Source organism: Winogradskyella helgolandensis, from assembly GCF_013404085.1.
Classification (GTDB): Bacteria; Bacteroidota; Bacteroidia; order Flavobacteriales; family Flavobacteriaceae; genus Winogradskyella; species Winogradskyella helgolandensis.
The window spans coordinates 4,296,651-4,313,714 of the sequence record NZ_JABFHO010000001.1; the positions used below are offsets into that span (position 1 = coordinate 4,296,651).

Annotated in this window: 20 protein-coding genes and 1 tRNA gene; 14 read left to right on the plus strand and 7 right to left on the minus strand. The window is 32.7% G+C overall.

Going from position 1 to position 17,064, the window contains the following annotated elements; translation table 11 throughout:
• Positions 1–33: 33 nt before the first annotated feature.
• The 3 genes from HM992_RS18250 (at position 34) to HM992_RS18260 (ending at position 2,135) form a co-directional block, all read left to right on the plus strand.
• Positions 34–561: a DUF6933 domain-containing protein gene (locus tag HM992_RS18250; RefSeq protein ID WP_179320923.1), complete on the plus strand. Its 528-nt coding sequence runs from the start codon at positions 34–36 to the stop codon at positions 559–561.
• 138 nt (positions 562–699) lie between these two features.
• Positions 700–1,425: a hypothetical protein gene (locus HM992_RS18255; protein WP_179320925.1), complete on the plus strand. Its 726-nt coding sequence runs from the start codon at positions 700–702 to the stop codon at positions 1,423–1,425.
• A gap of 128 nt (positions 1,426–1,553) precedes the next feature.
• Positions 1,554–2,135, plus strand: coding sequence for a hypothetical protein (locus tag HM992_RS18260; RefSeq protein ID WP_229720529.1), 582 nt, complete (start codon positions 1,554–1,556; stop codon positions 2,133–2,135).
• Positions 2,136–2,574: 439 nt separating this feature from the next.
• Here the strand turns inward: HM992_RS18260 and HM992_RS18265 are convergent.
• Positions 2,575–2,648, minus strand: a tRNA-Arg gene (locus HM992_RS18265).
• 85 nt (positions 2,649–2,733) lie between these two features.
• Between HM992_RS18265 and HM992_RS18270 the strand changes: the two genes are divergently transcribed.
• The 6 genes from HM992_RS18270 (at position 2,734) to HM992_RS18295 (ending at position 7,039) form a co-directional block, all read left to right on the plus strand.
• Positions 2,734–3,369 carry a Crp/Fnr family transcriptional regulator gene (locus HM992_RS18270; RefSeq protein ID WP_178983702.1) on the plus strand — a complete coding sequence of 212 codons (636 nt, stop codon included), beginning with the start codon at positions 2,734–2,736 and terminating at the stop codon, positions 3,367–3,369.
• A gap of 55 nt (positions 3,370–3,424) precedes the next feature.
• Positions 3,425–3,982 carry a YeeE/YedE family protein gene (locus HM992_RS18275; RefSeq protein WP_179320929.1) on the plus strand — a complete coding sequence of 186 codons (558 nt, stop codon included), beginning with the start codon at positions 3,425–3,427 and terminating at the stop codon, positions 3,980–3,982.
• A gap of 2 nt (positions 3,983–3,984) precedes the next feature.
• Positions 3,985–4,401, plus strand: a complete 417-nt coding sequence (locus HM992_RS18280) for a DUF6691 family protein (RefSeq protein ID WP_179320931.1) — start codon at positions 3,985–3,987, stop codon at positions 4,399–4,401.
• Between the two features lies 1 nt (position 4,402).
• Positions 4,403–5,209, plus strand: coding sequence for a sulfite exporter TauE/SafE family protein (locus tag HM992_RS18285; protein ID WP_178983699.1), 807 nt, complete (start codon positions 4,403–4,405; stop codon positions 5,207–5,209).
• A 70-nt stretch (positions 5,210–5,279) separates the two neighbouring features.
• On the plus strand, positions 5,280–6,686 hold the full coding sequence (locus HM992_RS18290; RefSeq protein WP_179320933.1) for an MBL fold metallo-hydrolase: 1,407 nt from the start codon (positions 5,280–5,282) through the stop codon (positions 6,684–6,686).
• A gap of 83 nt (positions 6,687–6,769) precedes the next feature.
• A complete protein-coding gene (locus HM992_RS18295; RefSeq protein WP_178983697.1) occupies positions 6,770–7,039 on the plus strand; it encodes a heavy-metal-associated domain-containing protein in 270 nt (89 codons plus the stop codon).
• A 198-nt stretch (positions 7,040–7,237) separates the two neighbouring features.
• On the opposite strand, the gene HM992_RS18300 is transcribed toward HM992_RS18295, so the two are convergent.
• Both HM992_RS18300 and prmA read right to left on the minus strand, forming a co-directional pair.
• A complete protein-coding gene (locus HM992_RS18300) occupies positions 7,238–7,510 on the minus strand; it encodes an ATP-dependent Clp protease adaptor ClpS (protein WP_178983696.1) in 273 nt (90 codons plus the stop codon).
• Between the two features lie 62 nt (positions 7,511–7,572).
• Positions 7,573–8,406, minus strand: coding sequence for a 50S ribosomal protein L11 methyltransferase (prmA, locus tag HM992_RS18305; RefSeq protein WP_178983695.1), 834 nt, complete (start codon positions 8,404–8,406; stop codon positions 7,573–7,575).
• A 69-nt stretch (positions 8,407–8,475) separates the two neighbouring features.
• Here prmA and HM992_RS18310 point away from each other — a divergent pair, with 69 nt between their 5' ends.
• Positions 8,476–9,678 (plus strand): porin, encoded by a 1,203-nt coding sequence (locus HM992_RS18310; RefSeq protein WP_179320935.1) that lies wholly within the window; start codon positions 8,476–8,478, stop codon positions 9,676–9,678.
• Positions 9,679–9,792: 114 nt separating this feature from the next.
• Here HM992_RS18310 and tpiA read toward each other — a convergent pair whose 3' ends face one another.
• From tpiA to HM992_RS18330, 4 genes are all read right to left on the minus strand, one after another.
• Positions 9,793–10,542 (minus strand): triose-phosphate isomerase, encoded by a 750-nt coding sequence (gene tpiA / locus HM992_RS18315; protein WP_179320937.1) that lies wholly within the window; start codon positions 10,540–10,542, stop codon positions 9,793–9,795.
• Between the two features lie 84 nt (positions 10,543–10,626).
• On the minus strand, positions 10,627–11,700 hold the full coding sequence (locus tag HM992_RS18320; RefSeq protein WP_179320939.1) for an ABC transporter permease: 1,074 nt from the start codon (positions 11,698–11,700) through the stop codon (positions 10,627–10,629).
• Positions 11,701–11,774: 74 nt separating this feature from the next.
• Positions 11,775–12,869 (minus strand): BT_3928 family protein, encoded by a 1,095-nt coding sequence (locus HM992_RS18325; protein ID WP_179320941.1) that lies wholly within the window; start codon positions 12,867–12,869, stop codon positions 11,775–11,777.
• A 105-nt stretch (positions 12,870–12,974) separates the two neighbouring features.
• A complete protein-coding gene (locus HM992_RS18330) occupies positions 12,975–13,517 on the minus strand; it encodes a DUF1599 domain-containing protein (protein ID WP_178983690.1) in 543 nt (180 codons plus the stop codon).
• A gap of 176 nt (positions 13,518–13,693) precedes the next feature.
• On the opposite strand from HM992_RS18330, the gene folP reads away from it, so the two are divergent.
• The 4 genes from folP to HM992_RS18350 all read left to right on the plus strand — a co-directional run bounded on the left by folP (position 13,694) and on the right by HM992_RS18350 (position 17,062).
• Complete coding sequence (gene folP, locus HM992_RS18335; protein ID WP_179320943.1) at positions 13,694–14,518, plus strand: dihydropteroate synthase; 825 nt, start codon at positions 13,694–13,696, stop codon at positions 14,516–14,518.
• A 63-nt stretch (positions 14,519–14,581) separates the two neighbouring features.
• Complete coding sequence (locus tag HM992_RS18340; protein ID WP_179320945.1) at positions 14,582–15,283, plus strand: hypothetical protein; 702 nt, start codon at positions 14,582–14,584, stop codon at positions 15,281–15,283.
• A gap of 208 nt (positions 15,284–15,491) precedes the next feature.
• Positions 15,492–16,274, plus strand: a complete 783-nt coding sequence (gene cdaA / locus HM992_RS18345) for a diadenylate cyclase CdaA (RefSeq protein WP_178983687.1) — start codon at positions 15,492–15,494, stop codon at positions 16,272–16,274.
• Positions 16,274–17,062, plus strand: a complete 789-nt coding sequence (locus HM992_RS18350; RefSeq protein ID WP_179320947.1) for a DUF3667 domain-containing protein — start codon at positions 16,274–16,276, stop codon at positions 17,060–17,062. The genes cdaA and HM992_RS18350 overlap by 1 nt, the downstream gene beginning before the upstream one ends.
• Positions 17,063–17,064: the final 2 nt, after the last annotated feature.

Consider the following 17,064-nt stretch of genomic DNA (forward strand, 5'->3'; position numbering starts at 1 on the left):
CTGCCAAAGACACTTAGAAAAGGAAAATCTTGAATGAATTACACTCAAATTTATACAACACGAAAACTTGAAAAGACCATTCAGAAATCGATTGTTGAGAAAAACGAAATCGAAAATAAAATTTTAGGCGAATGGGTTGCGACCATTTTTTATATGGACAGAAAAAAATGTTGGTTGATTATAAATAAACTTACTACATATTTGCTAATTCTTCCTGACATAAAAACATCCGAATTGAAGTATATTACGAAACTATTTACCGAAACTCTTCATTCACAACTAAAAAACGACGGAATTGCAATTGATTACGGAACTTTAAGTGGAATAATTGGAGAAATAAAACTTTGCGAAACAAATAATGATAGAAGTGCCAACAGCTCTCTGAATAATTGTATGTATAGTATTGAAGATTGGAAAATTGACTATAGCAGTTTTGAAAATTTACCATTTCGAAAAATTAATAGTGGATTGAACAGCTCACCAAACCAAATGATGAATTGGAAATACCCTAAAGAAGTAATGAACGAAACAATAAAAGCCTACGTACAACTCCGTGTATAATTAATTACTTTGGCAAGTGCTTATTTGGAAATGTAAAAATAACTGAATGGAAAACGTGTTTATAACAACGTATCAAAACAATTGCTAAATTAGTTCTTAATCATAGGGCGTTCCAGTTAGCAAGCATATGACCAACCAATGAAACTCATCAAAACATTTATATTTTCATTACTAATAATAAGTTGCACAGACAAAAAACCTGACAACCAAACTTCTGAATTTGAAAAAATTTTGGGAATTGGAAATGTTGCTACGTTGGATTTTCTTGTTTCTGATTTTGAGAATGATTTCCTAAAAAGACAATATCCAAATTTAGATACTGAAAATGCCTATCGTCAGTTCTTAACCGAACTGCGTGATAAAAAGAAAGGAAACTGGAAACGCATATCCGAAAAGGCAAGAAACAAATTTAAAGCAAGTGACTTACGACTTGAAATATATAAATTTCCAGATTCTGTCTGGATTATAGAAAACAGTGATTTTGATAAAATTGAGTCAGATTCTTTAGAGTATATTCAACTTCCTGCACCATATGTAAAATCGAGATATAAATTCACTAATCCAGACGGTACAACTGAATATTCCTTTACGAGAGGAAATTCTTTTAAACTAACCTCAAATTCCAATTTTGATTCTATTATAAACCAAGAATTAAATTCACCTAATTTTAACTACATAGGTAAATATTTACAAGCCTTAGAATCAATAAAAAACAAAAATAAGTTTTACGAAAAATTATTCGATGCAAAAAAGAGTTTTGGCTATATGTCACCAAAACTAACTGCTTTTGAAATGTTGGATTATGGAATTGATTTAAATGACGAGTTGAATAGACAAATAATAGTGCTTGAATTAGTTTATTGAAAATAAAAAAATACGTTGATAATACCGAGTATAATTAATTGCTTTAGCAAGTTTTTGTTTACTAACTTAGTTGCTTAACCACGCAACTAACCATACACAAAACCGTTACCCACAATATGAAAAAACCAATGCTAACATACATTTTAATTGGAGTAGTTTCAATCATAGGCATTTTAATTCTAATAAGTTGTAATAACAAACCGAAAAAAGAAACAACCGATAAAACACAACAAACGGGAAGAACTGCTGAACAGAATCCTTATGTGGATATGAGAAAAATGGCATTGACTGTATCACCCGAACAACTTGGATTTCTAATTCCAGAAGACTCAATAAAAGTTTACGGAATTATAACCGATTTAGATATGAATGGAGGAACTGCGACTGTAGTAACTTATCTTACTGGAGATGCGAGTATTTATTTAAGTTCAGGCGGAGGATTTATTGGAGCTGGACAACACGAAAGCGTAAAAAAGGTAACGAAAGAATTTGTTGATAACGGACATTTGATTTCTTTCAAAGGCAAGCAATATGAAAATACTGATTTGCCGACTAACGGAAATGCGAATTTCTACTTTTTGTCAAATTCGAAAAATACAAAAATTACAGAAAGTATTGTTAAAATGGAAAGTGGAGAATCGGAATTTTCCAAACTGTTCGTTGATTTGAATAACGTAATGACTGAAATCCGACTGAAAAGCGGACAATAAAAAATAAATACTGTGGGCAACAAAGTACTGTGGCAAAAAACAAGTAAAAAAGTATTAATTTTTCATTAATGTACTCTTGTAGATCCCATCAAAGAGCAAGACTAGTAAAATATATTAACGGAAAAACCCTTAACTGTGATCATTTAGGCGATTCATATTACGAGAAAAAATAACCTAAAAAGAAAAAAAACGAGCGCTCTAATTTTAGTAATTCCTGTAAATCAAAAAATATAAACACTTTCAAAATCGCTTTAAAGCATTAATTTTAGTAGCAATCTAGACTAGTTACACTTCCAGAACAAACTAGCATATAAGTACATAAAAATCTATCAATAAGGTGATTATTCAATTTTTTTTGGGGTTCACAAAACTTTAGCTTTCGACATTCCGGAAAACTAAAAAGTCCATTTCTAGAAAGAAATGGACTTTGTGCTCTTTGTGACCTCGACTGGATTCAAACCAGTAACCTCTTGAGCCGTAATCAAGTGCGCTATTCAGTTGCGCCACGAGGCCTTTTTAAGTGGGTGCAAATATAATACATTTATTAAAACACCACCAAATTATTTATTTCAAATTTTAAAATTAGTATTTTTGAAGTATGATTTCTAAAGAACTACTCGAACCATTTCTCTATTTATTCGATTCCGAAATAATCGATAATATCGCTGATGTTGCGTTTCTTAAAACGTTTCAAAAATCTGATATTATTATTGATATCGGTCAAGATTTAAATTTTATTCCTTTATTAATTAAAGGAAACATCAAAGTTTTAAGAGAAGATAATCATGGTGACGAACTCTTATTGTATGTTTTAGAATCTGGAGATACCTGCGCGATGTCCTTAACGTGCTGTATGGTAAAATCTGTAAGTAAAATTCGTGCTATCGCAGACGAGGATGCCACAGTAATTATGATTCCCATCGAAAACATGAAATTATGGTTTAATTCTAATGAAAGCTGGAGAAATTTCATATTACAGAGTTATCAAATTCGTTTTGACGAAATGTTAGAGACCATTGACACGCTCGCTTTTATGAAAATGGATGAACGTTTATTTAAATACTTAACAGACCAAGTAAAACTATCTGCCTCTACAAGTTTAGAAGTCACACACCAAGAAATTGCCGAAGACTTAAATACATCTCGCGTTGTAATCTCGCGCTTATTAAAACAATTAGAACGCGATAAAAAAATTGAACTTGGAAGAAACAAGATTGTTGTCTTAGATTTTTAGGAAGCTTTAACATAGTCTTAATTACAGATCTCTATTTTTGCATCAAATAATAATTATGGAATATATTTTACAACCTTGGCCTTGGTATATTTCCGGTCCTTGTATTGCAATCGTCATGTTTCTACTACTCTATTTTGGTAGAACTTTCGGAATGTCTTCTAACCTTAGAACCATGTGTGCTATTGGAGGAGCCGGAAAACGCGTTGCATTTTTTAATTACGACTGGAAAAGTCATAAATGGAACTTAGTTGTTGTGCTAGGTGCTATTGTTGGTGGTTTTATAGCACACTATGTATTATCAAATCCCATAAATATGGATTTAAGCGAAGCTACTGTTAACGACTTAGCAGCACTTGGATTTAACGATGTTGGTCAAAATTTATTACCACCAGAACTATTTAGTTGGGAGGCTATTCTTAGTGTCAAAGGCTTGTCTATTTTAATAATTGGCGGATTTCTTGTTGGTTTTGGAACACGTTATGCAGGTGGCTGTACCTCTGGCCATGCCATAACAGGGTTAAGTAGCTTACAATTACCATCATTAGTTGCGGTTGTTGGTTTCTTCCTTGGAGGCTTAATTATGATTCATCTTATTTTTCCAATACTCTTTTAATTATGGGTAAGTATATAAAGTTTTTTATAGTTGGTATTTTCTTCGGAATTGTTTTAGTTAAATCTGAAGCTGTATCTTGGTATCGTATTTTTGAGATGTTTAAGTTTCAATCCTTTCACATGTATGGTATTATTGGAACTGCAGTCATCACAGGTATTCTATTACTAAGACTCTCTAAAACAAAAAACATCCAAACTACCGAAGGATCAGACCTAAGAGTCCCATTAAAAGAGCGTGGTTTTACTCGCTATATCCTTGGTGGAACTATCTTTGGGTTGGGTTGGGCATTATCTGGTGCTTGTCCTGGACCTATGTATATTTTAATAGGCACAGGAGCTTTTTCTATTATTGTTGTAATTGTAGCAGCCTTATTAGGCACTTACGCGTACGGATTGTTAAAAGATAAATTACCACATTAAAATGGAACTTTTAGAAATATTAGGTTATATAGGAGCATTAATCGTTGGCTTGGTTTTAGGACTAATTGGTGGAGGTGGCTCTATTTTAACAGTTCCTATTTTAGTTTATCTTTTAGGTTTTAGTCCAATAGCGGCTACTGGCTATTCACTTTTTATAGTAGGAAGCACAGCTTTAGTTGGTACTTTTCGCAATATTAAAAAAAACACTATAGATTTTAAAACGGCCATCATATTTGCAATTCCTTCAATATTTACAGTTTTTATGGTGAGGCGAATAGTAGTCCCTAACTTACCAGAGGAATTGTTTTCAATTGGCGATTTCACACTTACCAATTCACTTTTCATCATGTTGTTATTTGCAATTATTATGCTTTTAGCAGGATGGTCAATGATTAAATCCAAAGTAATTAATAGTGAGACCACTATTAAAATATTTGATAACAGCCATTATTTCGCCATTGGTACACAAGCCATAGGAATTGGTGCTTTAGCTGGCTTAGTAGGAGCTGGCGGAGGATTCCTCATCGTACCAGCTTTAGTTTTATTGGTAAAACTTCCTATCAAAAAAGCCATAAGCACTTCGTTATTTATTATTGCCATTCAATCCTTAATAGGATTTTTAGGCGACTTAAATGATACAACAACCATAGATTGGCAGTTTCTAATAACGTTTAGCCTTATTTCAATTGTTGGAATTTTTATAGGATTAGCACTATCTAAAAAAATAAGTGCCAAACGATTAAAAAGAGGGTTCGGCTATTTTACCATAATAATGGCTGTGTATATCATTTTCAAAGAGCTCTTTTAACACACTTTGTGATAATTATCACATTTCAAAAAACGAAGTTTCGTAAATTTGCAACTCAAATAAATTAAGAATGAAGATTGAACAATTATATACTGGCTGTTTAGCACAAGGTGCTTATTATATTGAATCTGAAGGAGAAGTTGCTATAATTGATCCGCTAAGAGAAATACAACAGTATATTGATAAAGCAAAAGCTAATAACGCCCAAATTAAATATATTTTAGAAACGCATTTTCATGCCGATTTCGTTTCTGGTCATGTAGATTTAGCCAAAGAAACTGGTGCAACTATCGTATTTGGACCAGGTGCGACTACAGAATATAACATTCATGCTGCTACTGATGGTGAAGAATTAAAATTAGGAAAAGTAACTATTAAAGTGTTACATACTCCAGGGCATACTTTAGAATCTGCGACTTATTTATTAATAGACGAAAACGGAAAAGATCACGCTATTTTTTCTGGAGACACCTTGTTTTTAGGTGATGTTGGACGACCAGATCTAGCTATTAAATCTGATTTAACAAAAGAAGATTTAGCAGCTATGTTATTCGATTCACTTCGAAATAAAATTATGCCTTTAGCAGATGACGTTATTGTATATCCTGCTCATGGTGCTGGATCTGCCTGCGGAAAAAACCTAAGCAAGGAAACTGTTGGAGTTTTAGGCGAACAGAAAAAAACAAATTATGCCTTGCGCGCAGATATGACCAAAGCTGAATTTGTAAAAGAGGTTTTAGACGGCATTGCTCCGCCACCGCAGTATTTCGCAAAAAATGCCATGATGAATAAAATGGGGTATGACACTTTTGAAACCGTTTTAAAAACAGGGGATGTAGCACTGAAACCAGAAGAATTTGAAGCTTTAGCTAATCATGAACCTGCATTAGTTTTAGATGTGAGAACACAGTCTGATTTCATAAAAGGCCATATTCCGAATTCAATTTTTATTGGTTTGAATGGTGGATTTGCTCCTTGGGTTGGAGCTTTGATTAAAGACATTAAACAACCAATCGTTTTAGTTGTTCCTGAAGGTAAATCTACAGAAGCGGTTACAAGATTATCTCGTGTTGGCTATGATAATACCTTAGGCTATCTTGAAGGCGGATTAGAAGCTTGGAAAAATGCAGGAAAAGATGTTGAAACATTAGACTCGGTATCAGTTAAAGAATTTGCAGAGAGAGCAAAAGCAAATTCGATTAATATTTTAGATGTACGCAAAGATGGTGAGTACCTATCGTCTCATATTGTAGATGCGCAGCATTTATCGTTAGACTTTATCAACGAAAAAATGAACGAAGTAAGTAAAGACAAAACCTACTATGTGCATTGTGCAGGTGGTTATCGCTCTGTAATTGCGGCATCAATTTTAAAAGCAAGAGGGTTCACTAAACTCATAGATGTTGATGGTGGCTTTGAAGCAATTAAAGAAACAGATTTAAAGACAACCGATTTTGTTTGTCCTTCAACTTTATAACTAAATAACTTAACCTTTCGGTATTTTTTGCTAGCTGAGCGAAGTCAAAATCAAAGCCTGAGAGGTCTCTAAAACACATACAAATGGAAAACACACTAAAAATACAGAACCTAAAATGTGGTGGTTGTGCAAACACCATCATTACGCAATTATCTAAATTAGATGGTATTTCTGAAGTGCAAGTTAATAATGATACCGACGAAGTCAGCTTTATAGCGTCTTCTGAGAACGACCTTGAAACTGTAAAAAATAAATTATCACAATTAGGATACCCTATTGATGGAGATGCGAACTCATTACCAAAAAAGGCAAAATCTTTTGTAAGTTGTGCCGTAGGAAGAATGACGAAGTAAGACCTATTGTCATTCTAATGAGGCAGGATGAGGAATCTCTATTATTTATAAGATTTCTCGTCACTCGTTCCTCACGCTGTTGAAATAACAATATGATTATAAAGGGGTGTAGAAATTAAAAAAGCACAATGAAATTATTCTGTTTTTTGATGATAACCTAGACAAATAAAAAATCCCACTTAGAGTGGGATTTTTTATTTAAACTATTTCAGCGCTAAGTCCTGCTTGTAAAAGCTTAGAACATCGTGGTTCCAAATCTTCATAAGCGCCTGTTTTAACTGTACATTTTCCTTTATAATGCACCAATAAAGCACATTGTTCTGCTTGCTCTGGCATATGATCACAAGCATAAATAAGTGTATTAATAACATGGTCAAACGTGTTGACTTCATCGTTAAATAATACGATTTCGTTTTGTGTTACTTCTTCTTCTTGTAAAAGTAGCTCTTCTGAATATTTTTCTTTAGTCATAGTGGATATCTTTTTAAGCAATTCATAAACGCTTAGTCTGACAGACTCTATTTTAATTACTACTAATTTATAAATTTTAATGAAACCCACAGCCCTTTTTGGAGAGTTTCATCTAATTTTAACATCTGTTTATTACATTCTGCTTCAATTAAAGGAATATCTTCTTTATAAAATCCGCTTAAAAACAACGCGCCATTTTCATTCAAACATTTAGCATATTCTGAGATGTCTGCCAACAATATGTTTCTATTAATATTAGCAATAATACTGTCGTACTTTTTACCTTCCAACAATTTCACATCACCTTCGTAAACCGAAATATGTTTACAATCATTTCGTTCTACATTTTCTAAACTATTTAAATAACACCAGTTATCTATATCAATAGCATCGAGTTTAGTGGCACCTACTTTTTCAGCTAAAATGGCCAAAACACCTGTTCCACAACCCATATCTAAAACTGATTTACTAGTAAAATCGTTTTTTAATATATGCTGAATCATCATGTGAGTTGTTTCGTGATGCCCTGTACCAAAACTCATTTTTGGCTCAATAATTAAATCGAATTTAGTATCTGGTTTCTCATGAAATGGAGCACGTACTGAAACCAAATCATCAACTACAATAGGATTAAAGTTTTTCTCCCATTCCTCATTCCAGTTGGTTTGTTCTATTTCTTCGAAAGTATAAGAAATCTCAAATTCATCTGAACTTAGAATATAAATAGCATCGAGAATATTTTCATTCCATTCTTCTTTTTGAATATACGCTATAACCCCTTCTTCATTTTCTACAAAACTCTCAAAACCTGCGTAACCTAATTCCGCAATTAAAATCTCAACTGCTGGCTGTAAAGGATTTACCTTAAAAGTGTAACCAATATATATTTCAGACATTTATTTTTTTTGGCAAATTTACTAATCATTAATTTAGTTACTATTACTTTTGCATTAAATTAAAATGATATGAATAAATATATTGTAGGCATTCTGTTTCTAGTTTTATCTCAAATATCTATTGGGCAAGAGAATAACGACATAAAACTCTCTGCATTACCTTATTACAGCTATGGTAAAGGTTTAGGTATTACCTCTCCAGACAGTATTTTTAAGCTGAATATTCGTTTTAGAATGCAGAACCGTTTAACCTATTTAAATAATGAGGATGAAGAAGACGGTTATGAAGCCATGATTAGACGTTTGCGTTTGCGTTTTGATGGTTATGTCGGTGACCCAAGCATTATTTATGTGATTCAATTATCATTTTCACCAAATGATGTTGGTGCTATTGAGGATGGAGACAACCTTAATATCATCAGAGATGCAATAGTATTTTACAGACCTAACGATCATTGGAATATTGGTTTTGGACAAACCAAATTACCTGGAAACAGACAGCGGATAAATTCCTCAGGTGCTTTACAGCTAACCGATCGTTCTATTAACAATTCGCGATTCAACATTGATAGAGATTTTGGGTTACAAGTCTATTATCTAAATGAATTACAAGACAAATTCTCCTATAACGTAAAAACAGCTATTAGTACTGGTGAGGGACGTAATTGGACAAAAGAACCTGATAATGGCTTAGCCTTTACAGGGAGATTAGAGCTCTTTCCTTTCGGAGCTTTTAAAAGTAATGGAACATTGTTTGAAGGTGATATAAAACGAGAAGAAACCCCCAAATTAATGCTCTCTGGTGTGTATCATTTCAATAATAATGCGCGTAGAACTCGAGGTACCATTGGTGATGAACTCTTTGAACAACGCGATATACAATCCGTATTATTAGATGCTATTGTGAAATATAATGGTTGGGCGTTTCAAACGGCTTATATGAATAGAACTACGGATGATGCAATAACTATTAATCCAGAGGATGCTTTAGAATCGAGATATGTTTTTGCAGGAAGTGGTTTTGATGCTCAATTGAGTTATATTTTTTATAATAATTATGAGCTTGTCGGCCGTTATTCTTATCAAGAGCCTCATAAAGATATTGAAACACTAACTCCACAAACTAATCAATACAGTCTTGGTGTGACGAAATATATCTGGGAACATGCTTTAAAATTACAGGCTGAAATTACCAATAGCGAACTCAACTATTTTGATAACAGCACAGCCAATGATTGGTATGTACGCTTTCAGGTAGAAATTGGTATCTAATTCTAGATATAGATTAAGAGAGCATGCTCACCATTATAAACACAAAAAAAAGTCCTTAAATGATTGATAGTATTCAATTCATTTAAGGACTTTTAAATTATAGCAATAAGCTATTTAAAATGCATTAACAATCGCATAAAAATCTTCTGCGTTAAGTGCTGCACCACCAATTAATCCACCATCAACATCTGGCTTACCAAAAATTTCTTTTGCATTATTTGGTTTTACACTTCCTCCATAAAGGATAGAAACAGAATCAGCAACATTATTTCCGTACTTATCCGCCAAAGTTTTTCTAATGAATGCATGCATATCTTGTGCTTGCTCAGGGCTAGCAGTTTCACCTGTACCAATGGCCCAAACAGGTTCATAAGCTAAAACGATATTTTTAAAAGCATCAGCTTCTAAATGAAATAGTGCATTTTTAATCTGACCTTCAACAATCGCTTCATGGTTTCCAGATTTTCTATCTTGTAATTCTTCTCCAAAACAAAAAATTGAACGCATATCATTTGCTAAAGCAGCATCTACTTTTTTAGCCAAAGACTCATCTGTTTCATTGTAATAAGCACGACGCTCACTATGACCAAGAATAACGGTTTTAATCCCAATACTTTTTAGCATGCTTGCACTAATTTCACCTGTATAAGCTCCATTTTCTGCAAAGTGCATGTTCTGAGCAATAACCTCTATAGACTCTTGTCTTAAAGATTCAAACGCTTGCCATAAATTTGTAAACGTTGGCGCAATCATAACCTCAGCATCTGATGTTTGATTTTGCTTTAATAAGTCGGTTAATAAAAGTTCCGTCTGAGGTAAATCGTTATTCATTTTCCAGTTTCCGGCTACGATATGTTTTCTCATAATATAAGTATATTGAATTTTTAATTTTAGACACAAAAATAATACAATAAAGATAATAGTAAATTGACAATTATCAGTATTTCATTACGATAACTTCACTCTAGGATCTAACCAAGCATAAATAACATCTACAAAAATATTAATCGTAATAAAGATGATAGCGATAACTAAAACGGCTCCCATTATTACGGGTAAATCTAAAGTATTTAATGCATTTACAATTTCCTTCCCTAAACCATTCCAACCAAAAATATATTCTACAAAAACAGCTCCTGCCAACATCGATGCAAACCAACCTGAAATTGCTGTCACTACAGGATTTAATGCATTTTTTACAGCATGATTTTTAATCACCTGAAATTCGCTCAACCCTTTGGCTCTAGCGGTTCTTATATAATCTTGATTTAAAACTTCTAATAGTGAATTCCGCATTAATTGAATAACAACGGCTAATGGTCGAATACCTAATACGATTGCTGGTAAAATTAGGTTTTTCCATTGAATGTTCATTTTTTCACCAAAATCATCGAGCTCATATAAACTGCCTGTCATTTCTAAATTAGTGTACTTATGCAATACAAAACCAAACAGCCAAGCGAACAGAATAGCACTAAAAAATGAGGGTACACTCATTCCAAATGTGCTTAATATTTGAATGGTTTTATCTATCCAAGTATCTTTATACAATGCTGAAATAATACCGAAAACAACTCCCAAAATAATAGCGATTACAATAGCTGAAATCGCTAAAACAAACGTATTAGGAATAGTCTCTCCAATAATTTGAGTCACCTTTTTCCCTTGTTTAGCAAACGATTCTCGTAAATAAGGTGCTTTAATAACCGTCGTGGTATTTCCAAAACTGAATAACTTAGTTGCTGTATATTTATTAGGTCCTAAATAGGTGTAATCTTTTGGCGTGTTAGAATGAAATGATATTGGAGATAAATCATTCAAATAATATAAAAATTGTGTTCCAATGGGTTTATCAAATCCGTATTTCTTCTTTACTGCAATAACCTGTTCTTCTGATTGGTTTTGCCCTAGCATCATTTTTGCAGGATCACCAAGTTTATTGAATAAAAAGAAAATGACGGTTATTACACCTAACAAGGTGATAAAGGCATAAAAGATTTTATTGATTAAATATCTTATCAAAAAAATGGGGTGTTATAAAACTCAGTTAAAACATCGTTTAATTAGAAACTGACACTAAAATATTGCGCCATAAATTACAACTCAATATCTTCAATATCATTCCAATGTGCTTTATTTACGACAGTTCCTTTGTTTAATATGATAATTCCAGGATTTGCACGCACTATCGTTTTTACGACTTTCTCATCACATAGGTAAATATCAAAATCTAGATTATAATCTGCTTTTACCTGTGCTTTGTCTGCAGGTCCAGAAGACGATAAACCAATTACAGTATATTCCTTTTTCATGGCGTCATCAGCAAAAGATTTTAACTTTGCCATACCTTCACTTTCTCCTTTATTGACATTATACATCGCAATCATCACTAATTTGTCTTTCTCTAAGAAATAACTCGTTAAGTCTTCTTCATCAGATTCTATAGAAAAATCTTGAATAGCAGGAATATATCCTTCATCAATAGTTTTAGTTTCTACACCAACATACTCACCATCGACACTTGGATAACTTCCATTGGTTACAAATTCTTGTTCTTCACCATTGACATTAAACGTCCATGTGTACTCTAAAATTGGTTTCTGAGCATCATCTGGAATTGCCATCTCCTCAGGTAAATTATTCCCAATGGCATAGGCTCTAAAATCTATAGAAGGTAAATGCATTAACACATGGTATCCAAACCAAAGCGATACAATAAAACTCAATAACGCAATTACGGTTGTAGGTAATTTTGAAAAAATTGGTTTGATATGTTTTACTCCAACAAACAATATTAAAATTAACACTAGCAACACCACATCTTTTGAGAAGCTTTCCCAAGGTGTCATTGCTAAGGCATCACCAAAGCAACCACAATCTTTTACTTTATCGAAATACGCCGAATAAAATGTTAGGAACGTAAAGAATACAATCATTAACAGCAAGCTCCAAACCGTAAATTTTGGTTTGTAGCCAATTAACAAGAAAACTCCTAACACCACTTCAAACACTACAACAAGCACTGAAATACCAAGTGCATATGGGATTAGAAATTCGATATTTAAGACATCTGAACTAAAATATTCTTCAAGTTTATACGAAAACCCTAAAGGATCATTTAGCTTTATAAATCCTGAAATGATAAATAATATTCCTGTGAAAATTCTGCTAAGTTGTACTATGTATTTCATAAATTCTTGTAATTCCTGCGAAAGCAGGAATCTATTTTTAGGGTTATTCTCTTATCTATTCAAATATCACTTCGACTACATTCAGCGACCAATACTTATAACAAATTAATTAGCTTCGTTTAGGTGAATTAAAGCAAAAATCGCATAATTAATCATATCCTGATAATTAGCATCAATACCCTCACTAACAAGCGTTTTTCCTGCGTTATCTTCAATCTGCTTAACACGCAATAATTTCTGTAAGATTAAATCCGTTAACGAACTTACACGCATATCTCTCCAGGCTTCACCATAATCATGATTCTTATCGAGCATTAATTGTTTGGTGAGTGCAATTTTTTCATCGTAGAGTTTAGCTGCTTCTTCAGTGTTTAAATCGGGTTGTTCTACCACTCCTTTTTCTAATTGAATTAACGCCATTAAACAATAATTAATAATGCCAATAAACTCACTTACTTCACCTTCATCTACTTTTCTTACCGCATTTTGCTGTAATCCCCTAATGCGTTGTGCTTTTATAAAAATCTGATCGGTTAGTGAAGGTAATCTTAAAATGCGCCATGCACTACCGTAATCACTCATTTTATTTACAAAAAGCGCTCTACATTTAGCGATAACAGCATCGTATTGTTTTGAAGTATCTTGCATTTATTACGTATAAATTTCCGTAAATTTCGGACAAATAAATTAGAAGTTCAAGGTTTCAGGGTTTAAAGTTGTTTTGTTTCGCGCTACGGCGTAAAGTCGCAAATAAAATAAGAGATAAACACGACAATTCTCTCCTAAAAACCTTTTTGGATTTTGAATTTAAAAAACTAAAATTTTTGAATATTAACTGTAAAGGCAAACTTATCGATTTATCCACACCAAAAGTGATGGGAATTCTGAATGTGACTCCCGATTCGTTTTTTGATGGTGGTAAATACAAGAATGAATCTGAAATTTTGGTTCAAGTTGAAACGATGCTGAACCATGGAGCTACTTTTATTGATATTGGTGGCTATAGTTCTCGACCAAATGCTGATGATGTAAGTGAGGAAGAAGAATTGAATCGTGTTATACCAGTAATTAAATTAATCTTGAAACATTTTCCTGACACTTTAATTTCTATTGACACCTTTAGAAGTGAGGTTGCTAAACAAAGTATTGAAGCAGGAGCTGCACTAGTTAATGACATTTCAGGAGGAAAGCTAGATAAAAACATGCTCTCTACCGTTGGAAAATTAGCTGTGCCTTATATTATGATGCATATGAAAGGGAATCCTAAAACTATGCAACAGCAAACGCAATATGATGATTTAACTAAAGAGGTGATTGCTTATTTTGCAGAACGTATTGCAGCGGCTCACCAAGAAAAAATTAATGATATTATTATTGATCCTGGATTTGGGTTTTCAAAGACCGTTGAACAAAACTTTGAATTATTGAATCAACTAGAATTGCTTCAATTGACTGACAAACCTATTTTAGCTGGTGTTTCAAGGAAATCTATGATTTACAAAACGCTAAATTCAACTTCTGAAGATGCTTTAAACGGCACAACTGCTTTAAACATGGTTGCTTTACAAAAAGGAGCTAAAATTTTACGGGTTCACGACGTCAAGGAAGCTATAGAATGTGTGACGCTTTACAATCAGCTACAGAGTTAGTCTAAGACCTAGCAGGTCTATCCTATAAAATAAAAAACACAGAATATTAAATTATAACACAGAATGCGCTACATCTATTTACTAATTATTCTATCCCTATTTAGTTGCAACAACGAACGTACCTTACTTCTTCCTGAAATTGAAAACGCAGAAATCACAGAAGTCTTAGACGTATCACCAGCTTATATTTTTTATGATGAAACCCAACCCGACTCCACCTTATTAAATCGGAAAAATTTAATCATTACCACGAATTGGTTAGTTAATGTGGACAAACGCTTAACGTTAAAACAAGCGATTCCTCATATTAAATTCTTACAAGATAAAAAGCGGAATGCAGAAATGCATAAAAATGAAGATGCTAAAAATTATTTTACTTGTAATGATACGAGTATTGGGAATTTGGGGTTTTTAGAGTTTACGGATGTGGTATTCAAAGAAAAAATCAAAATTGATACAGTATATCATAAATACAATATGCCTACCGAAGAAAACTTAAAAAGAATTGCAGGATTTCACGCTAGTTCTACAATTCCATTAATCTTCAAAGATAGTAATCACTTTGAAATTGGTGAACAAAAGTTAAATATGGATGAGCTAAAAAATGAGCTTGATAAGTTGACGGAAATTAATTTTATTGGAATTCATTTACAGATATACTTAAGTAATAATTTATCATTTCAAGATTACATAACGATTAAAAGAAGAGTTAATTCTTTGTCATCAGATTTAATTTCGGTGGATTTGAACGAATTCATTTATTAAATAAAAAAAAGATTTTATACGTTTTGAAAAAACACCCCTAAAGTCCCCTCAAGGGGACAACGGACAAATTAAACTTTCTTGGATTGTCTTCTTGAGGGGACTTTAGGGGTGTAATTTTTTTTATACCGAAAAAGTAAATAAGGTAACAATTATGATTTTTTCTTACGTACTAAACATAAATTCTTAAATTAGCAGAAACACCAACCTTTTGGAAAACTTACAACTTTGGGATTTTAGATTTATAGACTTTGTGGATGTCTTCCTTGTGGCTATCCTACTCTATTACATCTACAAACTTGTAAAAGGTACGGTTGCCATCAATATTTTTATTGGTATTCTCATCATTTATTTTGCTTGGCGATTAACGGACTACCTCAATATGCATATGCTCTACAGCATTTTTGATGGTTTTATGAAAGTTGGAATTATAGCGCTTATCGTTGTCTTCCAACCCGAAATTAGAAAGTTTCTTTTAATGGTTGGCTCCACTAATATTGGAGGCAAACGGAATCTTTTTAAAAACTTTAAGTTTCTTAAAAATGACGATCAAACCACAACAGATGTCGATGCAATAATCAATGCTTGTAATAAAATGGGAGCTTCAAACACGGGAGCCTTAATCGTTATTGAACGCAATAACAACTTAGATTTTCTCACCAATACAGGAGACGAAATGAATATTTTAGTGTCTCAGCCTATTATAGAGAGTATCTTTTTCAAAAATAGCCCACTACACGATGGTGCTATTATTATTGATAACAATGTAGTAAAAGCTACACGTGTTATTCTTCCTGTGAATAACGAAAAAAACATTCCAGAGCGTTTTGGCTTACGTCATAGAGCTGCTATTGGAATTACTGAAAAAACAGATGCTTTAGCCCTTTGTGTGAGTGAAGAAACCGGACAGATTTCTTATATCAAAAATGGTGAATTCGAAATGTTTAAAAATACGGACGAACTTAGAGATAAAATTAAACACGATTTAGGCTAGTGAATTGTAAAAATTGCAATAACACGCTTAAAGAATCACAGAAGTTTTGTGATGAATGTGGCGCGAAAATCATTCAAAATCGACTAAAGCCAAAAGTATTGGCTCAGCAAGTGAATGCACAGTTTATTTCCATTGACAACAAATTTCTTCGCACATTTATTGACCTTTTCAAACAACCTGAAACTGTAATTATAGGTTACATTGATGGTACACGAAAAAAGTATATTGATGTCCTTCAATATTTTGCAATTTCATTGACATTAGCTGGTATTCAAGTATTTTTAATCACTACATTTTTTAAAGAAGCATTAGAATTTTCTCCTGAGTTTATTACAACTATTGAAAACATGCCAGAACAAGACATCAATCCTATGGCAAGTTTTAATCCAGATATCTTCACAAAATATCAAGGTTTAATATATATTTTAGGTGTTCCAGTATCCGCTTTGGCGACTTGGCTTGTGTATTATCTTTTTGGAAACAAACGCTTTAATTTCACTGAACACCTCGTCTTAAATCTATATTATTCAGCTCAAATTATCATAATAACAGCTGTATTTAGCATATTATTCTTAGTTACTGGAATGAATTACCTCATCGTATCTAGTCTCCTTGGGTTACCAACATTCATCTATTTAGGATATGTATTAAAAAAAATATTTAAAGAAGATTTCTGGAATACCATTGCTAAATTTTTAATTGTGATGGCCTTTTATGTCGTTATCTATTTTATCATAATTCTAATAGCGGCTATAGTTTTATTTTTCAGTGGTTATTTTAAAATTTAAAT

What these genes read in the sequence shown, in the direction of transcription:
- HM992_RS18310 (WP_179320935.1), top strand. Translation starts at nt 8,476, where the DNA reads ATGAATAAATATATTGTAGGCATTCTGTTTCTAGTTTTATCTCAAATA.
- tpiA (WP_179320937.1), bottom strand. Translation starts at nt 10,542, where the DNA reads ATGAGAAAACATATCGTAGCCGGAAACTGGAAAATGAATAACGATTTA.
- HM992_RS18260 (WP_229720529.1), top strand. Translation starts at nt 1,554, where the DNA reads ATGCTAACATACATTTTAATTGGAGTAGTTTCAATCATAGGCATTTTA.
- HM992_RS18330 (WP_178983690.1), bottom strand. Translation starts at nt 13,517, where the DNA reads ATGCAAGATACTTCAAAACAATACGATGCTGTTATCGCTAAATGTAGA.
- HM992_RS18290 (WP_179320933.1), top strand. Translation starts at nt 5,280, where the DNA reads ATGAAGATTGAACAATTATATACTGGCTGTTTAGCACAAGGTGCTTAT.
- HM992_RS18250 (WP_179320923.1), top strand. Translation starts at nt 34, where the DNA reads ATGAATTACACTCAAATTTATACAACACGAAAACTTGAAAAGACCATT.
- HM992_RS18285 (WP_178983699.1), top strand. Translation starts at nt 4,403, where the DNA reads ATGGAACTTTTAGAAATATTAGGTTATATAGGAGCATTAATCGTTGGC.
- HM992_RS18295 (WP_178983697.1), top strand. Translation starts at nt 6,770, where the DNA reads ATGGAAAACACACTAAAAATACAGAACCTAAAATGTGGTGGTTGTGCA.
- HM992_RS18300 (WP_178983696.1), bottom strand. Translation starts at nt 7,510, where the DNA reads ATGACTAAAGAAAAATATTCAGAAGAGCTACTTTTACAAGAAGAAGAA.
- HM992_RS18270 (WP_178983702.1), top strand. Translation starts at nt 2,734, where the DNA reads ATGATTTCTAAAGAACTACTCGAACCATTTCTCTATTTATTCGATTCC.
- HM992_RS18340 (WP_179320945.1), top strand. Translation starts at nt 14,582, where the DNA reads ATGCGCTACATCTATTTACTAATTATTCTATCCCTATTTAGTTGCAAC.
- HM992_RS18275 (WP_179320929.1), top strand. Translation starts at nt 3,425, where the DNA reads ATGGAATATATTTTACAACCTTGGCCTTGGTATATTTCCGGTCCTTGT.
- prmA (WP_178983695.1), bottom strand. Translation starts at nt 8,406, where the DNA reads ATGTCTGAAATATATATTGGTTACACTTTTAAGGTAAATCCTTTACAG.
- HM992_RS18255 (WP_179320925.1), top strand. Translation starts at nt 700, where the DNA reads ATGAAACTCATCAAAACATTTATATTTTCATTACTAATAATAAGTTGC.
- HM992_RS18280 (WP_179320931.1), top strand. Translation starts at nt 3,985, where the DNA reads ATGGGTAAGTATATAAAGTTTTTTATAGTTGGTATTTTCTTCGGAATT.
- HM992_RS18325 (WP_179320941.1), bottom strand. Translation starts at nt 12,869, where the DNA reads ATGAAATACATAGTACAACTTAGCAGAATTTTCACAGGAATATTATTT.